This window comes from Flavobacterium sp. TR2 (assembly GCF_025252405.1).
Lineage (GTDB): Bacteria > Bacteroidota > Bacteroidia > Flavobacteriales > Flavobacteriaceae > Flavobacterium.
On sequence record NZ_CP104307.1, the window covers coordinates 1,132,382 to 1,151,749 of the forward strand.

General features: G+C 32.3%; 20 protein-coding genes and 1 tRNA gene. 20 read left to right on the top strand and 1 reads right to left on the bottom strand.

The window, feature by feature from the left end; translation table 11 throughout:
• The first annotated feature begins 187 nt into the window (after positions 1 to 187).
• The 20 genes from N4T20_RS05315 to N4T20_RS05410 all read left to right on the top strand — a co-directional run bounded on the left by N4T20_RS05315 (position 188) and on the right by N4T20_RS05410 (position 18,826).
• Positions 188 to 1,879, top strand: coding sequence for a ribulokinase (locus N4T20_RS05315; protein ID WP_260672054.1), 1,692 nt, complete (start codon positions 188 to 190; stop codon positions 1,877 to 1,879).
• Positions 1,863 to 2,564 carry an L-ribulose-5-phosphate 4-epimerase gene (locus N4T20_RS05320; RefSeq protein ID WP_260672055.1) on the top strand — a complete coding sequence of 234 codons (702 nt, stop codon included), beginning with the start codon at positions 1,863 to 1,865 and terminating at the stop codon, positions 2,562 to 2,564. The genes N4T20_RS05315 and N4T20_RS05320 overlap by 17 nt, the downstream gene beginning before the upstream one ends.
• A 162-nt stretch (positions 2,565 to 2,726) precedes the next feature.
• On the top strand, positions 2,727 to 4,235 hold the full coding sequence (gene araA, locus N4T20_RS05325; protein WP_260672056.1) for an L-arabinose isomerase: 1,509 nt from the start codon (positions 2,727 to 2,729) through the stop codon (positions 4,233 to 4,235).
• A 161-nt stretch (positions 4,236 to 4,396) separates the two neighbouring features.
• Positions 4,397 to 5,581, top strand: a complete 1,185-nt coding sequence (locus N4T20_RS05330) for an aldose epimerase family protein (protein ID WP_260672057.1) — start codon at positions 4,397 to 4,399, stop codon at positions 5,579 to 5,581.
• Positions 5,582 to 5,819: 238 nt separating this feature from the next.
• Entirely contained in the window at positions 5,820 to 6,287 is a 468-nt protein-coding gene (locus N4T20_RS05335; RefSeq protein ID WP_260672058.1) for an OsmC family protein, read from the top strand.
• Between the two features lie 312 nt (positions 6,288 to 6,599).
• Positions 6,600 to 7,832, top strand: coding sequence for a site-specific integrase (locus N4T20_RS05340; RefSeq protein ID WP_260672059.1), 1,233 nt, complete (start codon positions 6,600 to 6,602; stop codon positions 7,830 to 7,832).
• A complete protein-coding gene (locus N4T20_RS05345) occupies positions 7,822 to 8,958 on the top strand; it encodes a hypothetical protein (protein ID WP_260672060.1) in 1,137 nt (378 codons plus the stop codon). Before N4T20_RS05340 ends, N4T20_RS05345 begins: the two co-directional genes overlap by 11 nt.
• 168 nt (positions 8,959 to 9,126) lie before the next feature.
• Positions 9,127 to 9,417, top strand: coding sequence for a helix-turn-helix domain-containing protein (locus tag N4T20_RS05350; protein WP_260672061.1), 291 nt, complete (start codon positions 9,127 to 9,129; stop codon positions 9,415 to 9,417).
• 83 nt (positions 9,418 to 9,500) lie between these two features.
• The gene (locus N4T20_RS05355; protein WP_260672062.1) at positions 9,501 to 10,691 is read left to right on the top strand and encodes a virulence-associated E family protein; all 1,191 of its coding nucleotides are present in this window, start codon (positions 9,501 to 9,503) and stop codon (positions 10,689 to 10,691) included.
• Between the two features lie 226 nt (positions 10,692 to 10,917).
• Positions 10,918 to 11,778, top strand: coding sequence for a toprim domain-containing protein (locus tag N4T20_RS05360; RefSeq protein ID WP_260672063.1), 861 nt, complete (start codon positions 10,918 to 10,920; stop codon positions 11,776 to 11,778).
• 171 nt (positions 11,779 to 11,949) lie between these two features.
• On the top strand, positions 11,950 to 12,300 hold the full coding sequence (locus tag N4T20_RS05365; RefSeq protein ID WP_260672064.1) for a plasmid mobilization protein: 351 nt from the start codon (positions 11,950 to 11,952) through the stop codon (positions 12,298 to 12,300).
• Positions 12,297 to 13,691, top strand: coding sequence for a relaxase/mobilization nuclease domain-containing protein (locus N4T20_RS05370; RefSeq protein ID WP_260672065.1), 1,395 nt, complete (start codon positions 12,297 to 12,299; stop codon positions 13,689 to 13,691). Before N4T20_RS05365 ends, N4T20_RS05370 begins: the two co-directional genes overlap by 4 nt.
• Before the next feature lie 14 nt (positions 13,692 to 13,705).
• Positions 13,706 to 15,418 (top strand): type IV secretory system conjugative DNA transfer family protein, encoded by a 1,713-nt coding sequence (locus N4T20_RS05375; protein WP_260672066.1) that lies wholly within the window; start codon positions 13,706 to 13,708, stop codon positions 15,416 to 15,418.
• 16 nt (positions 15,419 to 15,434) lie between these two features.
• Complete coding sequence (locus tag N4T20_RS05380) at positions 15,435 to 15,977, top strand: conjugal transfer protein TraO (protein WP_260672067.1); 543 nt, start codon at positions 15,435 to 15,437, stop codon at positions 15,975 to 15,977.
• 22 nt (positions 15,978 to 15,999) lie between these two features.
• Entirely contained in the window at positions 16,000 to 16,482 is a 483-nt protein-coding gene (locus N4T20_RS05385; RefSeq protein ID WP_260672068.1) for a hypothetical protein, read from the top strand.
• A gap of 186 nt (positions 16,483 to 16,668) precedes the next feature.
• The gene (locus tag N4T20_RS05390; protein WP_260672069.1) at positions 16,669 to 16,815 is read left to right on the top strand and encodes a hypothetical protein; all 147 of its coding nucleotides are present in this window, start codon (positions 16,669 to 16,671) and stop codon (positions 16,813 to 16,815) included.
• A gap of 100 nt (positions 16,816 to 16,915) precedes the next feature.
• Positions 16,916 to 17,167 (top strand): HigA family addiction module antitoxin, encoded by a 252-nt coding sequence (locus N4T20_RS05395; RefSeq protein ID WP_260672070.1) that lies wholly within the window; start codon positions 16,916 to 16,918, stop codon positions 17,165 to 17,167.
• A 375-nt stretch (positions 17,168 to 17,542) separates the two neighbouring features.
• Positions 17,543 to 17,797, top strand: coding sequence for a hypothetical protein (locus tag N4T20_RS05400; RefSeq protein WP_260672071.1), 255 nt, complete (start codon positions 17,543 to 17,545; stop codon positions 17,795 to 17,797).
• A 10-nt stretch (positions 17,798 to 17,807) separates the two neighbouring features.
• Positions 17,808 to 18,224, top strand: a complete 417-nt coding sequence (locus N4T20_RS05405; RefSeq protein ID WP_260672072.1) for a protein-export chaperone SecB — start codon at positions 17,808 to 17,810, stop codon at positions 18,222 to 18,224.
• 11 nt (positions 18,225 to 18,235) lie between these two features.
• On the top strand, positions 18,236 to 18,826 hold the full coding sequence (locus N4T20_RS05410) for a hypothetical protein (protein ID WP_260672073.1): 591 nt from the start codon (positions 18,236 to 18,238) through the stop codon (positions 18,824 to 18,826).
• Between the two features lie 374 nt (positions 18,827 to 19,200).
• On the opposite strand, the gene N4T20_RS05415 is transcribed toward N4T20_RS05410, so the two are convergent.
• Positions 19,201 to 19,280: transfer RNA gene (locus N4T20_RS05415), tRNA-Leu, on the bottom strand.
• Positions 19,281 to 19,368: the final 88 nt, after the last annotated feature.

Genomic DNA, 19,368 nt, shown 5'->3' on the forward strand with positions numbered 1-19,368 from the left:
ATTTTAAAGTTGAAATAATCGCAGTGTTATAAATGTATTGTTAACATTTATTTTTTGAAAAGGGGCTAAAATGCTGTTTTAATGCATTTATGGTAAAAATTAATCATGCAATTTCAATTAAGTGTTTTTTGTACACTTATAAATTATTTATAACTATATTTGTCAATATTTTAAAAATAAAATACCAATGAAAAATTATGTAATAGGATTGGACTACGGAACAGATTCTGTTCGCGCGGTGCTGATTGATACGGAGAATGGGCAGGAGCTGGCATCGAATGTTTCTCATTACAAAAGATGGAAAAACAAACAATATTGTGACGCCTCTATAAACCAATTTCGTCAGCATCCCTTAGATCATATTGAAGGATTGGAAATTACGATTCAGAATGTTGTGAAAGAGAGCAAAGTCGATCCTTCATTGGTTCGCGGAATTTGTATCGACACCACAGGGTCTTCACCCGTTCCGGTTACCAAAGACGGAACGCCATTAGCATTGACAAAAGGTTTTGAAGAAAATCCAAATGCGATGATGGTTTTATGGAAAGATCATACTTCTATTAATGAAGCAAACGAAATCAACGAACTGGCTGTAAGCTGGGGCGGAGAAGACGTTACAAAATATGTAGGCGGAATTTATTCATCAGAATGGTTTTGGGCAAAAATCCTTCACATCGCCAGACAAGACGAAGCGGTTAGAAATGCAGCCCACACCTGGATGGAACACTGCGATTTAATGACCTATTTATTAATCGAAGACAAAGATTTAAAAACTTTCAAAAGAAGCCGTTGTGCAGCGGGACACAAAGCCATGTGGCACGCAGACTGGAACGGACTTCCGCCAGTTGAATTCTTAGAAAAATTACATCCGTACTTGGCGCAGCTTCGCGGAAATTTATACGATGAGACGTATACTTCAGATTTAGTTGCCGGAAAATTGAGTCAGGAATGGGCAGACCGTTTGGGACTTTCAACAGAAACAGTTGTGGCTGTTGGAACTTTCGACGCGCATTCTGGAGCAGTTGGAGCTAAAATAGAAGAGAATACTTTGGTTCGCGTTATGGGAACTTCAACCTGCGATATTCTGGTTGGTTCTTATGATGAAGTGGGAACCAAAACCGTGCGCGGAATCTGCGGACAAGTTGATGGTTCTGTAATTCCGGGATTTATAGGTTTAGAAGCAGGACAATCTGCTTTTGGAGATTTATTGGCTTGGTACAAAGAATTATTACTGTGGCCAACGGAACATTTAATTGCAGATTCTTTTATTATAAATGAAGCACAAAAAGAACAATTAAGAGAAGAAATTAGCGATAAATTAATCGTAGAATTAACCAAAGAAGCAGAGAAAATTCCGGTTTCAGAAAGTCTTCCAATTGCTTTAGACTGGATTAACGGACGCAGAACTCCAGATGCAAATCAAGAAGTAAAAAGCGCGATTTCAAATCTTTCTTTAGGAACAAAAGCACCTCATATTTTCAAAGCTTTGGTAAACGCAATCTGTTTTGGAGCGAAGAAAATTGTAGATCGTTTTGAAGAAGAAGGCGTAAAAATCGACAGCGTTATCGGTATTGGTGGTGTGGCTCGTAAATCGCCTTTTATTATGCAGACTTTGGCGAATGTTTTAAACAAGCCAATTAAAGTGGCAGCTTCAGATCAGACTCCAGCTTTAGGAGCCGCAATTTATGCAGCCGTTGCCGCCGGAATTTATCCAAACGTAATCGAAGCAAGCCAAAAAATAGGAAGTGATTTTGATGGAGAATATTTCCCTCAATTAGATAAAGTAGCGGCTTATAACAAATTACTTGTAGGTTACGAACAATTAAGTGCTTTCGCAGATCCAACTATTAAAATTTCTCAAAATGAGTTCTCTTTATAAAGATTTAAAACAAGAATGTTACGAAGCCAATATGCAGTTAAATGCATTGAATTTGGTGGTGTATACTTTCGGAAATGTAAGCGCCGTGGACAGGAAAAATGGTGTTTTTGCCATTAAACCAAGCGGCGTTCCTTACGAAGACTTAAAACCGGAAGATATTGTGATTGTCGATTTTGATAATAACATTATTGAAGGAACCATGCGTCCGTCATCTGACACGAAAACGCATGCTTATTTATACAAAAACTGGCCAAATATTGGTGGCGTAGCGCATACGCACGCAACGTATTCGGTTGCCTGGGCGCAGGCACAACAAGATATTCCAATTTTCGGAACAACTCACGCAGATCATTTAACAGCTGATATTCCGTGCGCACCGCCAATGGCAGATGCTCTTATTGAAGGAAACTACGAACACAATACCGGAATTCAGATTTTGGATTGCTTCAAAGAAAAAAATCTTTCATACGAAGAAGTAGAAATGGTTTTGATTGGAAATCACGGTCCGTTTGCCTGGGGAAAAAACGCTGCAAAAGCGGTTTACAATAGTAAAGTTTTAGAAGTTGTGGCAGAAATGGCATACCTGACTTTACAAATCAACCCAAACGCGCCAAGATTAAAAGATTCATTAATAAAGAAACATTACAACCGCAAACACGGAAAAGATTCGTATTACGGACAATAGGGGTTTTTGTTTCAAGTTTTCTTTGTTTCAAGTTTCAAGTTTTTTTGGGACGTGAAATTTGGACCTTGAAACAAACAAAACAAAAACAATAAAATAACACGTCGAGTTTTCAGATTCCAACAACTTGAAACCTGAAACTTGAAACAAAATAAACAAAAAGAAATGATTGATATATCTCAAAAAGAAGTATGGTTTGTAGTAGGAAGCCAGGAATTATACGGTGAAGAAACACTTAGAAAAGTAGCAGAACATTCACAGATTATTGCAAAAGGATTAAACGCTTCGTCTTCGATACCAGTAAAAGTGGTTTACAAAGATGTGGTGAAATCTCCTGCTCAGATTTTAGATGTATGCTTGGAAGCAAATACAACTAAAAACTGTATCGGAATTATTGCCTGGATGCACACTTTCTCTCCGGCAAAAATGTGGATTGGCGGTTTGAGCATTCTGAAAAAACCATTGTGCCATTTGCATACACAATACAATGCTGAAATTCCGTGGGGATCAATCGATATGGATTTCATGAACCTGAACCAATCAGCTCACGGTGACCGCGAATTTGGTTTCATCATGTCAAGACTGCGTAAAAAACGTAAAGTTGTTGTGGGTCATTGGGAAGATCAAAGAGTTCAAAAACAATTAGGCATCTGGTCAAGAGTTGTTTTAGGATGGGATGAACTTCAAAACTTGAAAGTGGCCCGTATTGGAGACAATATGCGCGAAGTTGCCGTAACTGAAGGTGACAAAGTTGAAGCTCAGATTCGTTTCGGAATGTCTGTAAACGGATACGATTCTTCAGACGTAACCAAACATATTGAAAAAGTAACAGACAAAGAATTAGCTGATTTATTGGCAGTTTATGAGTCTTCTTATAATTTAACCGATTCTTTAAAAGAAGGCGGAGCACAAAGAAGTTCATTGGTTGAAGCAGCAAAAATCGAATTAGGACTAAGAGCTTTCCTTGAAGAAGGAGGTTTCGGAGCTTTTACAGATACATTTGAAAACCTTGGCGCTTGGAAACAATTACCAGGAATTGCAACACAAAGACTAATGGCCGATGGTTATGGTTTTGGTGGAGAAGGTGACTGGAAAACCGCTGCAATGGTTAGAGCATTAAAAGTAATGTGTATTGGTCTAGAAGGCGGAACTTCTTTTATGGAAGATTACACCTACCATTTCACACCACAAAAATCATACGTTTTAGGATCTCATATGTTGGAAATTTGTCCATCTATCGCTGACGGAAAACCTTCTTGCGAAGTGCATCCTTTAGGAATTGGAGGAAAAGAAGATCCGGCTCGTTTGGTTTTCAACTCTCCTGCGGGTGATGCAATCAATGTTTCGTTGGTTGATATGGGAACGCGTTTCCGTTTGATCGTTAACGAAGTGGAAGCTGTGAAACCAATGGCTGAATTGCCAAAACTTCCTGTAGCACGAGTTCTTTGGGATTGCAAGCCAAATTTAGAAGTAGCTGCAACTGCCTGGATTTTAGCCGGAGGAGCGCACCATACTGTTTACAGCCAATCTATCACAACAGAATATATGGAAGATTTCGCAGACATCGCCGGAATCGAATTATTGGTAATCGACGAAAAAACAACTATTAGAGAGTTTAAAGATAAAATCAACGCCAACGAAGCGTACTTTCATTTGTTTCAACACGGACTTTAAATTAGTCAAAAGCCTAAAGTCATAAAGTCTTAAAGTTGTAAAATGATTGTTACGCTGAGCGGAGTCGAAGCGTATTATTATTTGAAGCGATAAGTTTTTGTTACTTTTGACTTTAAGACTTTCGGCTTTAAGACTTTACTAACTTAAAAAAACTATGATTTATGAATGTATTAAAACGTTCCCTTTTTATACTAAGCATGCTAGGTATTGCTATAGTTACAGTTCAATGCAAAAGCGATAAAAAAATGGATAACACTACAGTTTCTTCAGATAAAAAAGGAGAAGTTACAATTGAAAAATCAGAATACGGAACAACAGCTAAAGGCGAAAAAGTCGAGAGTTATAAACTGAAAAACCAAAATGGGATGGAAGTGGACATCATCACTTTTGGAGGAAGAATTACAGATTTGAAAGTGCCAAATAAAGAAGGCATTTCAGAAAATGTTGTAATCGGATTTAATTCTTTGGCACAATATGAAAAAGAAAATCCGTTTTTTGGAGCTTTGATCGGAAGATTCGGCAACCGAATCGCAAAAGGTAAATTTTCATTAGATGGAAAAGAATATCAGTTAGCGATTAATAATGCTCCAAATGCTTTACACGGTGGTCCGCAAGGATATTTTAATGTAGTTTGGAAAGCAGATGAGGTTAAATCTGGCGAAACAGCTTCGTTGAAATTATCTTATGTAAGTAAAGATATGGAAGAAGGTTATCCGGGAACTTTGAAGGTTTATGTGACGTATACCTTAACGAACGATAATCAGTTAGAAGTTTTGTATGAAGCAACGACAGACAAAAAAACGGTTGTTAACCTGACACAGCATTCTTATTTCAATTTATCGGGAGATTTTACCAAAACAATCTTAGATCATGAATTGACTTTAAATGCAGATAAAATAGTTCCGGTTGATGCGAATTTAATTCCGACAGGAAAATTAGATGATGTAACAGGTACGCCTTTCGATTTCAGAAAACCGAAATTAATTGGAAAAGAAATCAATGCTAAAAATGATCAGTTAGAAAAAGGTAAAGGTTACGACCACTGCTGGGTGTTGAACAATCCTGAAAAAGGAAAAACAATCATTGCAAAAGTATACCACGCAGCAAGCGGAAGAGTTATGGAAATGACAACAGACGAACCTGGAATTCAGTTTTACTCTGGAAATTTCCTTGACGGAACTTTGCCAATGCCAAACGGAGGAACTTTTGCACACAGAACCGGACTTTGTCTGGAAACAGAACATTATCCGGATTCTCCAAACCAGAAAAATTTCCCAACAACGGTTTTAAACCCGGGAGAAAATTATAAAACGAAAACTACTTTTAAGTTTTCTGTTCAAAAATAGTTTTAGAATCTGTTTATTAATTTAGTAATTTTTTAAAAACCTCGAAAGCAATTGCTTTCGAGGTTTTTTTATTAGAGTTTTTTCTGCCACGACTCGAGCGATAGCGAACAGGCGAAGCAATTCACGAATTTCTTAGTAATTAGTATTGATTTTAATTAGTGAAATTAAAAAAGCAGCGTTTTAAAGCGATTCAATTTGCGTAAATTCGTGAATTCGTGGCAAAAAATAATAATTATTTATGACTTTCAAACATATATTCAAAGCAGAAGTAAATTGGACTTCACAAAAAAATGCAGTTGATTCTTCTAAAAGATTCTATAGCAAAAGCCATCAAATTAAAATTGAAGGCAAACCAGTCTTAGATATTTCAGCAGCAAAAGCTTTCAAAGGTGATCCGTCATTATACAATCCCGAAGATTTATTGTTGAGCAGTTTGGTTTCCTGCCACATGATGTCGTATTTATATGTCTGCTCTCAAAACGGAATAGAAGTTCTCGAATATTCTGATAATGCAGAGGCAACACTCGAAGTTGCTCCAGACGGAAGCGGTCGTTTTGTTGAGGTCAGATTATATCCGAAAGTGAAAATCTCAAATACTGATCAAATTGAATTGGCTTTGGACTTACATCATAAAGCCAATCAATTATGTTTTATTGCCAATTCCTGCAATTTTCCTGTTTTGCATAATGCGAGTTGTGAGGTTTGAACCAAATAAGTAGTGTGTCTAGGTAATAGTAGGAGCTTAAACGCACAATTATATTTTCTTATATTGTCTTACATGGTTTAAAAAAAGACATAAAAAAAACCTCTTCCGTTAAGAAGAGGTTTTTAAGTACCCGGAGCCGGAGTACTGTAATATTTTAGCTACTTTTATTTAGCTTTATCGTTCTTTTTATTATTACATTTGAGGCAGATAGGGTAAAAGAAAGTTTTCTTTATTTGTTTTTCAAACTTTTAAAATTCAAATAAACCACCTTTCTAACCACCCTTTATTATAATTTAATTCGTTTTAGTTAGAATGAAAGTGGTCTTTGAACTAAGGAAAGAGAAAATAACATCAAATGGGTTAATCCCAATTCAGTTTGTTGTTAGAGCTGAAGGAATTCGAATAAGGAAAAATGTTGGTGTAAGTACCAGAGAAACCTACTGGACAGGCTCAAGAGTAAAACCAAATCTTAAAAAGGAAGAGAACAATAATTATCAATTTATTAATGATGAATTACAAAGAATAGAATCTAAAGTAAATGATATTTTTTTCTTTTTCAGAGCTAATAAAATACCCTTTTCTAAAGAAAAATTTTTAGAACAACTTGAATCTAAACAGGCAAGAATAAACTCGGAATTAGACTTTTTTGAATGCTTTGATGAATATTTATTGTCTGGATCATTATCTAAAGCATACAATACAATTAAAGCTCAGAAAACAATAAAAGGTTATCTGCAATCTTTTCAAAACGATACAGGATTCAATATTTCATTTAATAAAATAGATAATGACTTTTATGAAGAATTGATGAAATATTCTTTCTTCGAAAAGAAGATAAAGAACAATTATTTTGCAAAAATAATAGCCGTTATAAAGTCCTTTTTAAAGTGGTGTACAGACAAAAACTACAACAGTAATAGAGATTTCGAAAAGTTTAAAGGTGTTGAACATGATGTAGATATTATTTATCTCACACATGAAGAATTGATGCTACTTTATAATTATGAATTTGAAAATTCTAGATTAAATCATACAAAAGATTTTTATTGTATGGGTTGCTTTACGGGACTAAGATTTTCAGATTTATCACAGTTGCATCAAGCAAACATTACAGAAACTCATATTAATATCTCAATTCAAAAGACGAAAACTCAAAATCATATTATTCGACTAAATAAGTTTTCCAAAGAGATTTTAGAGAAATACCAGGGCACAATCTATGAGCCGTTGCCAGCAATCTCAATGCAAAAGTTTAACGATTACATTAAAGAATGTTGTGAGATAGTTGGTATAGATAAACCAACAACCATAACAGGATTTGTGGGAACGAAGAAAATTCAGAATACACTCCCAAAATATCAATTGATTACGAGTCATACAGCACGAAAGACATTTATAACAAATTCTTTATTACTTGGTATGGAACCAAAAGCAATTAAAAAAATTGCGAATATCAAAAAAGATGCTGTATTAGATAAATATATGAAGATTACCGAGGAATACACTGATGAACAAATGGATAAATGGAATAATCATGGGAAATAAAAGCTATAATGATTTTGAAGATTTTAATCAAGAGTTTTATGAATTTTTCGAAAATGAGAATAATGATGACTTGTATCAAAAATTGATTTTGGGAGACCTTAATAATGAATTTTATGAAAACAAAAGTGATAGTGAGCTACATAAAAAAATAATATTACAATATATAAGTTCAGAGATTCTGGAACTAATAGATTATAATCCGAGAATTTTATTAGAATTTGAAAGGGTTATTCAAGATGAAAGAAAGTATAATATTATAGATAGATTTTTCTATTATTCAATAGAAGAAACTAGATTAATAAACAACATCATTAAAGAAAAATTAGAGATAGAAATCGAGTTAAGTATTGTCCAAGAATTACATAAAGCTTTCAGAAATTTAAAAAACAAGCTTATTGGCCAGATAAAATATTCTTTTGGATTACATTCCTTTTCCGATTATTTAGAGAGTGGTAGGACAGTACTGTTTAATAATCCCTTTTTACTTGGAATTTCGCCTTTTCTGTTTGATCAATTAGAATGGGAAACCATTATATTAAAAGAAATTAAGGATAGTAGCCATAGCAAAAGCAACTTTTATAATATTCAATTAATGATAAGAAATAATTTAAGAGAAACTTTATTTCGATTGGATAAGGAAGAATTTGAAAATTTGCATGGATGGGAAAAAGAAAAAATGTCTGAATCAGAATTATATCACTTAATAATAGATAGAGTGTTTAATGCGGTTAAAAGATCAAAAAATCCCGAATCAATCATTAAAGAAATAGTAAAGAAAAATACGGTTGTAAATTCTTCTCGAATAGTCTTGACAGGGAACTTTACAACTGGAAAGTTAATTGATAAACTTATTGAGGGATTCGGTGCAAAAAATATAAAATTAGGAACTGATGAAATAAACGATATTAAAGGTTTTGTAAGCCTAAATTTTAAAAATGCTAAAGGGAAAAATTTGGAATTTCAAGAAATCAGAAATAAAACCTTTTTTAATCTTCATAAAAAATTATTGAAAAACATTCTTGTCACTAATAGAAAGTCGATAAGATGCGAACAAAAAGATATTTCAAGAATAATAAATAAAACGCTTCCCGAATTAGGAGAACTAAAAACGATAGAAAATTATTAAAATCTAGTTTTAAAAAGAGTTTTCTAAAATCCGAATCATTATATTTAAATAGTTGTTTACAAGTTGGTTAGGCTTAAATTTTAAAGATTTTAAAATTTAAGCCTTTTCTTATTTGGAATTTTACAGTGTTGGAAAAATAACTAATACTAATTAAAAATAAGAAAAACTATGTCGGTACTATTGTATTCCCACAGTAAACAAGATTTAGAAAAAGTTGTAGAAATCATTCTCAGTAAAGTACAAAATTTTCAAATTTCGAAATCTTCAAATTACCCTGAGAAAGAGGACTTAATTACTCAAAAAGAAGCTTGTAAATTCTTAAATATTTCTCTGCCGACTATTATTAGCTGGAGAAAAGAGAAAGACCTGCCACACTACAATTATAACGGAAGATATTTCTATTCTGAGAAAGAGCTTCTAGAATATGGTAAAAGAAATAATCAAATAAAAAAGACGTAAAACACTCACCACAAGCCTTTACGTCATTGAAATTTTTTATCATCTAATTGTATATCACAAATATACAAGAAAAGCAATTGTATATGAAAGACAAATCTCAAAATAAATTATATCATTCTAATACAGCATCAAATACCATATTTGATAGAATCATCAAATATGTTGATTCTAAGTATAGAATCCGCTTTAATACAATATCGCTAGACTATGAAATAAACATTATTGGAAATGATAATTGGGAATCACTAAATTTAAATTCATTGCTTATTGAATTAACTAGAAATAATATTGAAACCAATTATAATAAGCTAGAAATTCTAATTAAATCTAATTTAATTGAGAGGTATAACCCTATCGAAGAATATCTTTTACAACTACCAAACTGGAATAAAGAAGTCGATTTTATTAAGAAACTAGCCTCGTATGTTAAAACCAATGATGATGAAGCGTTTGTTTATCATTTAAAAAAATGGTTTGCTAGAGCTGTTAAATGTGCTATTGAAAAAGAAAAAATAAATAAGCACGCTATAATATTGGCTAACGGTGATCAACATGCTGGTAAATCAACATATTTTCAATTTTTCATTCCAAAAGTACTTTCAAGTTATATCGCAGAAGACATTGGAACAGATAAGGATTCTCGTGTAAAAATGTGCAAAAACCTTATTATAAATCTTGAAGAATTAAACATCATGGGTAAAACTGATGTCAATTACTTGAAATCATTAATTAGTAAAGTATTTATTAATGAAAGACTACCGTATGAAAGGAGGGCTGAAAATTTACCAAGAATTTGTTCTTTCGTCGGCTCTACCAATAGAACTGAATTTCTGACTGATGAAACTGGTTCCGTAAGATGGATAATTTTTGATGTTATAGGTAGACTCAATTTCAAATATTCTAAAGAGATTAATATGGATGACGTTTGGTCGCAAGCTTATTATTTGGCTTATTGTGATAAGAACTTTGAACCAGAATTAACACAACAAGATGTTATTGATAATGAAAAGAGAAATGAAAAATATACCAGTCTTACCATCGAACAAGAAACAGTAATTAAATATTTCGAAAAATCAGACAACACTATCGATTTCTATACGGCTACAGAGATAATGACAAAGCTAATTCCCATCGGATTAAAGCTCAACAGAGAAAAAATAGGTAAAGCTTTAAGTGGGTTTAAGTTTAATAGGATAAAACATCCTCAAAAACAGGTATACGGCTATTTAGCAAAACCTAAATTTAAAATAAGCCCAGTAGAAATAATGAATTAATTAAATCAACTTACCTAAGTTACCGACTTACCTAAATTCTTACAAACATAGGCCTTATTTAAGGTAGGTAAATATAAAATAGCCTACCTAGACTTACCTTAAACAACAGGTAAGAAAGGTAACAGTAGGTAAACTAAAGAAAGGGTTTAAGTATTTGTGTTTATTGGATTAGGTAAGTAGGTAAGCAAAATGAGTAAAAGGTTAGATACAACTTAAAAAGAATATCATGAACGCAATACAAGCAAAAGAAATATCAATAGAAAAAATACTTCAAAATTTAGGATGTGAACCAACAAAATCAAATCAAAATGAAAGTTGGTACTTGTCTCCTTTTAGGATTGAAAAAACAGCTTCTTTTAAATTAAATAGAAAGATCAATCGATGGTTTGACCATGGAGAACAAAAAGGCGGAAATGTTATAGACTTCGTAATTGCAAAATTTGGTTTTAATGTCAGCGAGGCTCTTAGTTATCTCGAAAAATTTGATTCTTTTTTTTCTTTTCATGAGCAAATTTTTAATAGCGAAGCCCAAGAAGAGAATACTATTAATGTTGAAAAAATAATGCCGATCCAGCATGTAGCATTAATCCAATATTTAAAAAGCAGAGGAATCAAAGAATATAAAACGAATGATTGTTTAAAAGAGATTCACTACACAATTAAAGATAAAAAATATTTTGCGATAGGATTTGAAAACAAGAGCAACGGTTTCGAAATAAGAAACAAATATGCCAAGATATGTATCGGTAAAAAAGATGTAACACTTGTTTCAAACCAATCTCAAATATTAAGAATATTTGAAGGCTTTTTCGATTATCTCTCATTTATTCAAATCAGAGATAATAAAAATCTTGAGCAGTCCGATTACCTCGTTTTAAACTCGGTAGGATTGATTACTAAAAACCTGTCGGTTTTACAAAATTACCGAACAATTGAATTGTACTTAGATAATGATACTACAGGAAATAAATACACAGAACTTATAATTAAATCTTTTCAAGATTCAATTGACTACAGAAGAATTTTTAAGGGATATAAAGACTTAAATGAATGGTTTTCGCTTTGCGAAATAGAAGTAAAATTTTAGCGATTTTTTAGGAGCAAGGTGCTAAAATGTCAGGACAATTCCACTCCGTTACATTGACCCTCCTTATTTAGAACCTTGCCCTACGGGGTTGAAAATTTTTAACGCTTCGCTAAATTTTCTTTAAAACCATTATAAAAAACACATTCAGATTATTGATAGAAAACATTTTTTATGAAAGGGAATTATAAAAATGAAGAAGATGTTCGCAGTAAAAAAATAGAGATTCGAGTTACTGAATTGGAAAAAACAAAAATAGAATCTAATGCAGAAAAAGCGGGTTTTGGAGTTTCGCATTATGGGAGAGAAATAATGATAAACGGAAGAGTTTTTCAAAAATTGAAAAACATATCAGCGGAAAATTCTACGGAAATGAAAGAGCAAAGTTTAGATAGAAAAACACTATTGGGACTAGCTAATAATTTAAATCAGCTCACAAGATATGCTCATCAAATTAAAACTCTTCCAGAGAAAAAGCTATTAGAAGATCTTTTAGAAAAAATCGAAAAGATAATTGAAAAATGATTGCTACAGCTACCACAGGTACAGGATTCAAAGGTTGTCTTTCCTATGTTCAGAAAGAGCATGAAAAGAATCTGAGTGAAGAAGAAAAACCAGAACTAATTTCCAAAAACAACATATACGGTGATACTCAAAAAATGAGTTCGCAGATGCATTTTTTAGCAAATGAGAATAGTCGCGTTTCTAGACCTGTTCTGCATGTTGCTGTAAGTTTTCATAAGGATGAGAAATTATCTCCAGAAAATGCGCAAAAAGCAGTTAATGCAGTATTAAAGGAAGTGGGTGTTGACAAAGAAAATAATCAATATCTGCTCATGAAGCATAATGATGCTAAGCATGAACATTATCATGCTGTTATTAATAAAGTTGGGCTGGATGGAAAGAATCTAAACACAAGCTATATAGTAAATCGTCTGCAAGTTGCTTGCGATAAAGTAGAAAAAGAGCAGGGACTGAGAAGAACAGAAGGAAGAACTGTGGTATATGACCCAACAAATGAAAAGGGCTATCGATTTCTGAATAAAGAGGAAAAAGCTGTAGTTGCAGAAAAGAAAAGGGAAACTCTTAGCAGAGATAAAGACAGGAAAATCTCAGATGAAAAAAATCATATTAAAGCAAAGGTATCGGAAGCTTTAAAAGACCACGGAATTAACACACCAGAAAAATTAAAGAATGCCCTGGGAAAAGAAGCTATAGAAACTAAGTTCATGCAGAATAAGAATGGAATATGCGGAATTTCATTTCGATACAATAACCAATCCCATAAAGGCAGTGCTTTAGGTTATAAGTGGAACAACATTAATAATAAATTATATAGTAACCAAAAATTAACAAGTATGAAACTAACACCAGAAGAAAAAAAAGAGATTCAGTTTAAGGATGATTATAACAAAGCAATCAGAACAGTGATTAATGAACACGGTTCAGCTTTTAGAAATGGCAATTTAAATCCTGACACCGATAAAATTTTTATGCAAAATGGATTTAAAAAGGAAGAAGAGAAGTTCGTTTTTGAGCGTGAAAATCAAAAAATAACAGTAAGCGAAAAGCCATTTGACTTCGCAAAAGAAGAAGTTAGTAAGCAGTATGAAGCTTTCAAAGAAAGAGAGAGAGAATATAATCAATTAATGAGTACTGCGCCTCAGAAAAAGCCTCTCTTCTTTGGAAAAAAAGAGGTAGAAAAAGCGAACAGTGAACTTTTAGGTAAACAATTATTGACAGGAAAACCAGAGTTTAGACCTGGAAATTATGGATTAAATGGAATTGATTTTCATGTGAACTCCACAACTATTCAGCAAAAAGCGAGAGAAGAACAAATGAGTCAGCATAGGCTAAAATTAGATGGGATTGAAGGAGAAAGACGAAATAAAATAGGAAGAGGAATCGGGAGGTAATTAAAAACTAACATATGAAAGAAATAAAACACGAACACGCAAAAACAGAAAAAGGCCCAATTACTCTTGTAAAATTAGTATTAATCGTTTTACTAGTCTTATTTATGCTTTTGTTTTTTAAACCATTATGGCAAGGCTATAAAACGATGTTGCACATTGTTTGGAAGGGAATTATAAGTCCCAAAAGCATAAGATTCTTTTTGGAGGCATTATTTTGCCTGTTTTTAATCAATATTCCATTTATAATAATTGCATTTTTATTATATAAAAAAGTAAAAAGAAAATTAATAAGGTATAAAATATTATCACCTAGCAAAGGGAAACCACTAAAAAGAAAATCATTTAATCCAAGCGCACTAGAGTTAGAACTTAATGGAGAAGTAGAAATAAAAAACCCTTATGCAGGTGTGTTTATTTCAGGAGGTGCCGGAAGCGGAAAAAGTAAGTCTACTGTCGAACCAATTATTTATGATGCAGGTAGAAAAAATTTTACGGGAGTTGTTTATGATTTCAAATTTCCAGAACTAGCCAAATATGTAGAAACTGCTTTTCAAAACTCAAAAGTAGAAAGAAAGTATGTGAATTTTACTAATATGAATATCACAAACAGAGTGAATCCTATTCATCCTGAGTTAATGAAAAATGACAGTTATGCCAGGGAATTTGCGTATTCAATTTTAGCGAATTTAAATCCTTCAATGATTTCTAAGCCAGACTTTTGGAGCGATAATAGCTTGTCTTTATTAGCATCTGTTTTTTGGTATTTAAGAAACGAGCATCCTAAGTATTGTACATTACCACACGCTATAAGCTTAATTCTTCAACCTGATTTAGAAGCTTTATTGAATCTATTGCAAAGAAATAGTAAGTGTGTTGATATGATAGCTACTATACTTACAGCTCATAGTCAAGGTGCGCAAAATCAGTTGTCAGGTGTGATTTCATCTTTACAAGTAGCATTATCAAAAATTAATACTGCAGAAATATATTTTGTTACCTCAGAGAGTGATTTTAGCTTAAACTTAAACGATCCAGATAAACCAATTATTCTAGTAGTAGGAAACGATCCAACATTAAGCGAAACGTATTCGCCTGTTATTGGTTTAATATTAACCTCAATAAGTAAACAGATCAATCAGCAGTCAAAGGAAAAAAGTTTGTTTTTGATTGACGAATTCCCGACTGTTTTTATACCTAAAGTTGAGCAATTGCCTGCAACAGGACGAAGCAATAAAGTAGCTACTATATTAGCTTGCCAAGACATTGCACAAATGGTGGACAAATACGGAAAAGATCGCGCCGATACAATACTAGCCAATTTAGGAACTCAGTTTTATGGTAGGACTACTAATCCAGAAACAGCAAAAAGAGTAAGTAGTTTGTTTGGCAAAGAAGACAAATTAATAGAATCTACCAATCGCTCAAAGTCAACTAATATGTTTGGTCTAGACCCTAAAAATACAAGCGGTTCTAGCTATAGCTATCAAGAAAGAGATCTTGTTAAAGTGCAAGATGTGGCTCAATTAGAAACAGGTTCATTTTACACTGTTTTAAGCGAAGGAAATCCAAGACAGGGAAAAGTATCAATTCCTTTAAACTTAAGCTTTGTAAAAACAGAATTACCGCAAAAAAGAGTCATTTCAGAAGAACAGATTGAAAATGTTTTTGATCGAATAAAAATGGAGGCTAGAGAAATATTGTCTGGATATAAGGAGGACTACAGTTAAACAAAAAAAAACACAAATGAAAAAGAATAAAATATTTACGGGAATGCTATTAATGTTGGGATTCATAAGCTGTTATTCCCAAAATGAAAGAAATCCAATTGGCGCTATTATTGGTTTTGCTAAAGATGGTTATGGTGCAATGGTTACATACAACTATTCTCTGCAAGGGCGAAAATCTATGATAGTTTCTGCATTGTTCACTGATGCGACATACAGTGCTGAAGTTGACAAAATAAAATACAGTGACATTACACTAAGCTTAGGTTATTCTTTTCCGCTAAATCTAAGTAAAAGAAGAAAATTAATAGCAGACTTTGACGCAGGAGGAGTTTTGGGTTATGAGCTCTATCGCAACGAAAACTATGACTTAAGCAGAGGGAAAATAGTTCCAGATAATTCAGAGGTTATTTATGGTGCTTATGTGGGATTAGGTATAGATTATTTAATAAGTAAACGAACCTATTTTTTCATTAAAGCGAATGGATATTATCATGCCAATTCGGATTTAAACACTTTTGTTCCTTTTGCAGGAATTGGACTTAAATATTACACAAATTAATACTAACTAAAATTAAAGGAAAATGAAAAACAAGATCACAAGAATTATGCTATTAACGATATTATTCTCTTTAATGGCCTGTACAAAAGAAGCAGATGTTTTAGAGCCAAATTTAATTGGATTGTATAGATACAGAGCAGCTCATGTCAATAATCCTATTAACATGGGGAATGGATATTACTATTTAGACCTGACTTTAATTCCAGGAAACGAATGTGTATTTGATAATACATGGGAGTTTAAGGCGGATAAATTAATTTTAAGAGAGGGTGAAACTTCTTGTGAAAATGACTCGCAAATGATTTCTGAAAATAAAATTATCGCCGAATATGATTATATCTATGTTAAGGAAAATCGAACAATCAAAATATTTAACAAAAATATCTTGGTCGAAACCTTGAGAAATGTAAAGTTAGGTTATGATGATAACAAACAAACTTTGTATTTTGATCTTTGGAGCGATACCGCCGACCAAATTGTAAATTATTATCTTGAAGAAAAATAAGACTGAAAACGTGTAAAAGCCGAGTATAGTATCATATATGATACTATACTGCAAAGGTATTCGATTTTTTTGAAAGATGCTATTATCTAGCGGATTAAAAAGCCTTTTCATTTAACTTTGTTTACTTGAAAAGGCTTTATTGTATTGCGTTTTTGCACCATACAAAAAATTAATATTTACTTGAATATGAAAAAGGATGTTATTTTAAAGACCGATCAAGAGAAGAAAATGTTCGTTGATGCGATTTTAACCCCCCCTAAGGCCAATGAAAAACTTAAGATAGCTTATATGAAGCATTTTAAATTTATAAAAAGTAATAAAGCTAAAGATTGATCTATTGCGTTTTTGCACCATACAAAATTCTATTGTGGTATTATCTAAGACGAGTTAGTATAAGCTATTAATATTCTTTTTGATTTTAAAATACTATGACATGAAAAGAAAAATGAGGAATGTTCACCCTGGAGAAATTTTGAAGATGGAACTTGTGGAAGGTAGAAAACTGACCGTTAGTAAGATTGCCAAACTTATCAATACTAACCTTTCACATATGTCTAATATTCTTAATGGACATACTTCGATAACTCCACATATGGCTTTAAAAATAGAACTTATTTTTGGAGGTAGTGCTAAACATTTTTTGAATCTTCAGTTAAACTATGATTTAAAAAATGCTCGCAAATGACTGCTTTTTTTAATCATTTATGTAGGATTTTGTAATTAGAGGGTATATAAAAATTTAAAAAAAGATTGTTAAATAGGTACTAATATTAGTGTGTTATCTATTCTTTATTCGTAAATTTATAGTGCAGTAAAGCATCCGAACAATGTTGGAAAGTCTGTTTACAAATTAGTTGTAATTTAAGACTTAAGATTTGTATACTATAAATTGTTGATGTATCTTTGCACTCCTTTAAGGGATAATGTTATTTGTAATCGATATAAATAACAAAATTTAAACAAAAAATAATGTAAGAATATTTTATATGAATTTCATTTGTATAAATTTGTTCAGAATTAAAACTAAAAAACTAAAGAAAAACAAACAAAAATAATTGTTATGAGTACGCTTTTAGAGGATTTAAAAAAATACTTTAAAGAAACTCCTAAAGAACAAATCAAAAGTGACTGGGCAAAAAGTGAGAAATATGACGAGATTGGCCCGGCTGTTGACGAATTTATAGAGTATTCTCGAAAGTATTATGCAGTGGAGAGCCTTGATGCAAATGGCATCAATCAAGTGCAAATTACTAATATTATAAACAACCCGAAGTCGAACTTCGGGTTTCATTTTTTTAATTCAATTCTATTTTAAATAAATTACAATGACTCAAAAAGCAGCTTTTCAATTAGATAAATATTTATTTAGTAAAGTAAATATTGACATCGATAATAAAGGGGATAACGATATGAAAGTTGAATTTATTCCAAGTGGAGCTTTTATACCAGCACATTCTCAATTTGAAATAACATTTGTGTTTAAAGCATTTTACGAAGAATATGAGCCTGAAAAGCCATATGTTGTGATAGAGTGTAAAGGTCTTTTTGTGTTTGAAAATATAAAATCAATTGATGAGATACCATCATTTTTCTATAGAAATGCAATTGCAATTTTGTTTCCTTATTTAAGAGCTTTTGTTAGTATGGTAACTTTACAAGCTAATTTAGCTCCAGTTGTTTTGCCAACTTTAAATCTAAGTGATTTAGAACAGCCATTAAAAGATAGTACAATAACTTTATAAGCTGTCTGATTGTGGGTAAAAAACTAACAGTTTATCAAACTTTAAAAAATAAAGATAATCCTGAAGAAGTTGAAATGCATGGGCCATATAAGTGTAATTGGTCTAATTCTTGGTTGGGGGAAGGGTATTATTTTTGGGAAAAATTTCTTAATAGCGCTCATTGGTGGGGAGAGGTTCATTGTGCTAATAATTATTTTATTTGCGAAGCTAATTGCATTAAAACGGACGAAAATTGTTTTGACTTAGTTGGAGATACTGAGCACATGGATATATTTTCTAACGCTATTGATATAATGAAAGCGGAAGGTATAATGGATAAGAAAACTACTGTGCCGAGAGTGCTTAAATATCTGAAGGATGATCTTAAATTATTCAAATATGAGGCTACTAGAGCGGTGGGTTATACTTCGATTGGTAGGAATAAGAGTGCAAAGTATATAAAAAGAATGTTATTCGAGCCTACAAAAAGAGATAAAGCGGATCAGTTTATAGATTATAAGCCTCCAATACAGATATGTTTTTATAAACAGACATCAATGGGGCTTAATGGTTATTCAATTGTTTTTCCCCTTGAGTATAGTAATGTTGATTATGTTATATAGTTAAAAAATATGTTATATAGCTTGTATTGACTAAAAAAAATGCCTGTAAACATTAAGCTTACAGGCATTTTTTGTCGAATTTGTTAAAGTTTTTATTTTGTCAGTCTACTGGAAATAAAAAAAAAGACCCACATGCAGTTCTAATGGTATGCAATGTGAGTACTATTGAAACAAAAATAGTGATTTACTTTGCTGGTAAGGGAGTAATAAGTGATAATTTATGAAAATAAAGGGAATCAGGTGAATTTCTTAGAATTTGCCCAAATTTTCACTACAGGTAAAAATTAAAGAGTATAATTTAAATTTTAGCCACCCTTTAGATCACCTTAAAAAGTAAAAGCCTCTGAAAATCAATTGATTTCAGAGGCTTTAAGTACCCGGAGCCGGAGTCGAACCGGCACGGTTTCCCACAGGTGTTTGAGACCAGCGCGTCTACCAATTCCGCCATCCGGGCGTAGCAGACGAAAAAATAACCAAAAGAGATTATTTTAACGCAATAGAATGAAGTCATAAATGGCGTCATTCCTTTAACACGGTGCAAA

Coding starts and splice junctions, on each gene's coding strand:
- N4T20_RS05355 (WP_260672062.1), top strand. CDS start 9,501: ATGAAAGACAAATCTCAAAATAAATTATATCATTCTAATACAGCATCA.
- N4T20_RS05315 (WP_260672054.1), top strand. CDS start 188: ATGAAAAATTATGTAATAGGATTGGACTACGGAACAGATTCTGTTCGC.
- N4T20_RS05375 (WP_260672066.1), top strand. CDS start 13,706: ATGAAAGAAATAAAACACGAACACGCAAAAACAGAAAAAGGCCCAATT.
- N4T20_RS05395 (WP_260672070.1), top strand. CDS start 16,916: ATGAAAAGAAAAATGAGGAATGTTCACCCTGGAGAAATTTTGAAGATG.
- N4T20_RS05335 (WP_260672058.1), top strand. CDS start 5,820: ATGACTTTCAAACATATATTCAAAGCAGAAGTAAATTGGACTTCACAA.
- N4T20_RS05330 (WP_260672057.1), top strand. CDS start 4,397: ATGAATGTATTAAAACGTTCCCTTTTTATACTAAGCATGCTAGGTATT.
- N4T20_RS05405 (WP_260672072.1), top strand. CDS start 17,808: ATGACTCAAAAAGCAGCTTTTCAATTAGATAAATATTTATTTAGTAAA.
- N4T20_RS05385 (WP_260672068.1), top strand. CDS start 16,000: ATGAAAAACAAGATCACAAGAATTATGCTATTAACGATATTATTCTCT.
- N4T20_RS05380 (WP_260672067.1), top strand. CDS start 15,435: ATGAAAAAGAATAAAATATTTACGGGAATGCTATTAATGTTGGGATTC.
- N4T20_RS05400 (WP_260672071.1), top strand. CDS start 17,543: ATGAGTACGCTTTTAGAGGATTTAAAAAAATACTTTAAAGAAACTCCT.
- araA (WP_260672056.1), top strand. CDS start 2,727: ATGATTGATATATCTCAAAAAGAAGTATGGTTTGTAGTAGGAAGCCAG.
- N4T20_RS05360 (WP_260672063.1), top strand. CDS start 10,918: ATGAACGCAATACAAGCAAAAGAAATATCAATAGAAAAAATACTTCAA.
- N4T20_RS05350 (WP_260672061.1), top strand. CDS start 9,127: ATGTCGGTACTATTGTATTCCCACAGTAAACAAGATTTAGAAAAAGTT.
- N4T20_RS05365 (WP_260672064.1), top strand. CDS start 11,950: ATGAAAGGGAATTATAAAAATGAAGAAGATGTTCGCAGTAAAAAAATA.
- N4T20_RS05370 (WP_260672065.1), top strand. CDS start 12,297: ATGATTGCTACAGCTACCACAGGTACAGGATTCAAAGGTTGTCTTTCC.
- N4T20_RS05340 (WP_260672059.1), top strand. CDS start 6,600: ATGAAAGTGGTCTTTGAACTAAGGAAAGAGAAAATAACATCAAATGGG.
- N4T20_RS05345 (WP_260672060.1), top strand. CDS start 7,822: ATGGGAAATAAAAGCTATAATGATTTTGAAGATTTTAATCAAGAGTTT.
- N4T20_RS05320 (WP_260672055.1), top strand. CDS start 1,863: ATGAGTTCTCTTTATAAAGATTTAAAACAAGAATGTTACGAAGCCAAT.
- N4T20_RS05390 (WP_260672069.1), top strand. CDS start 16,669: ATGAAAAAGGATGTTATTTTAAAGACCGATCAAGAGAAGAAAATGTTC.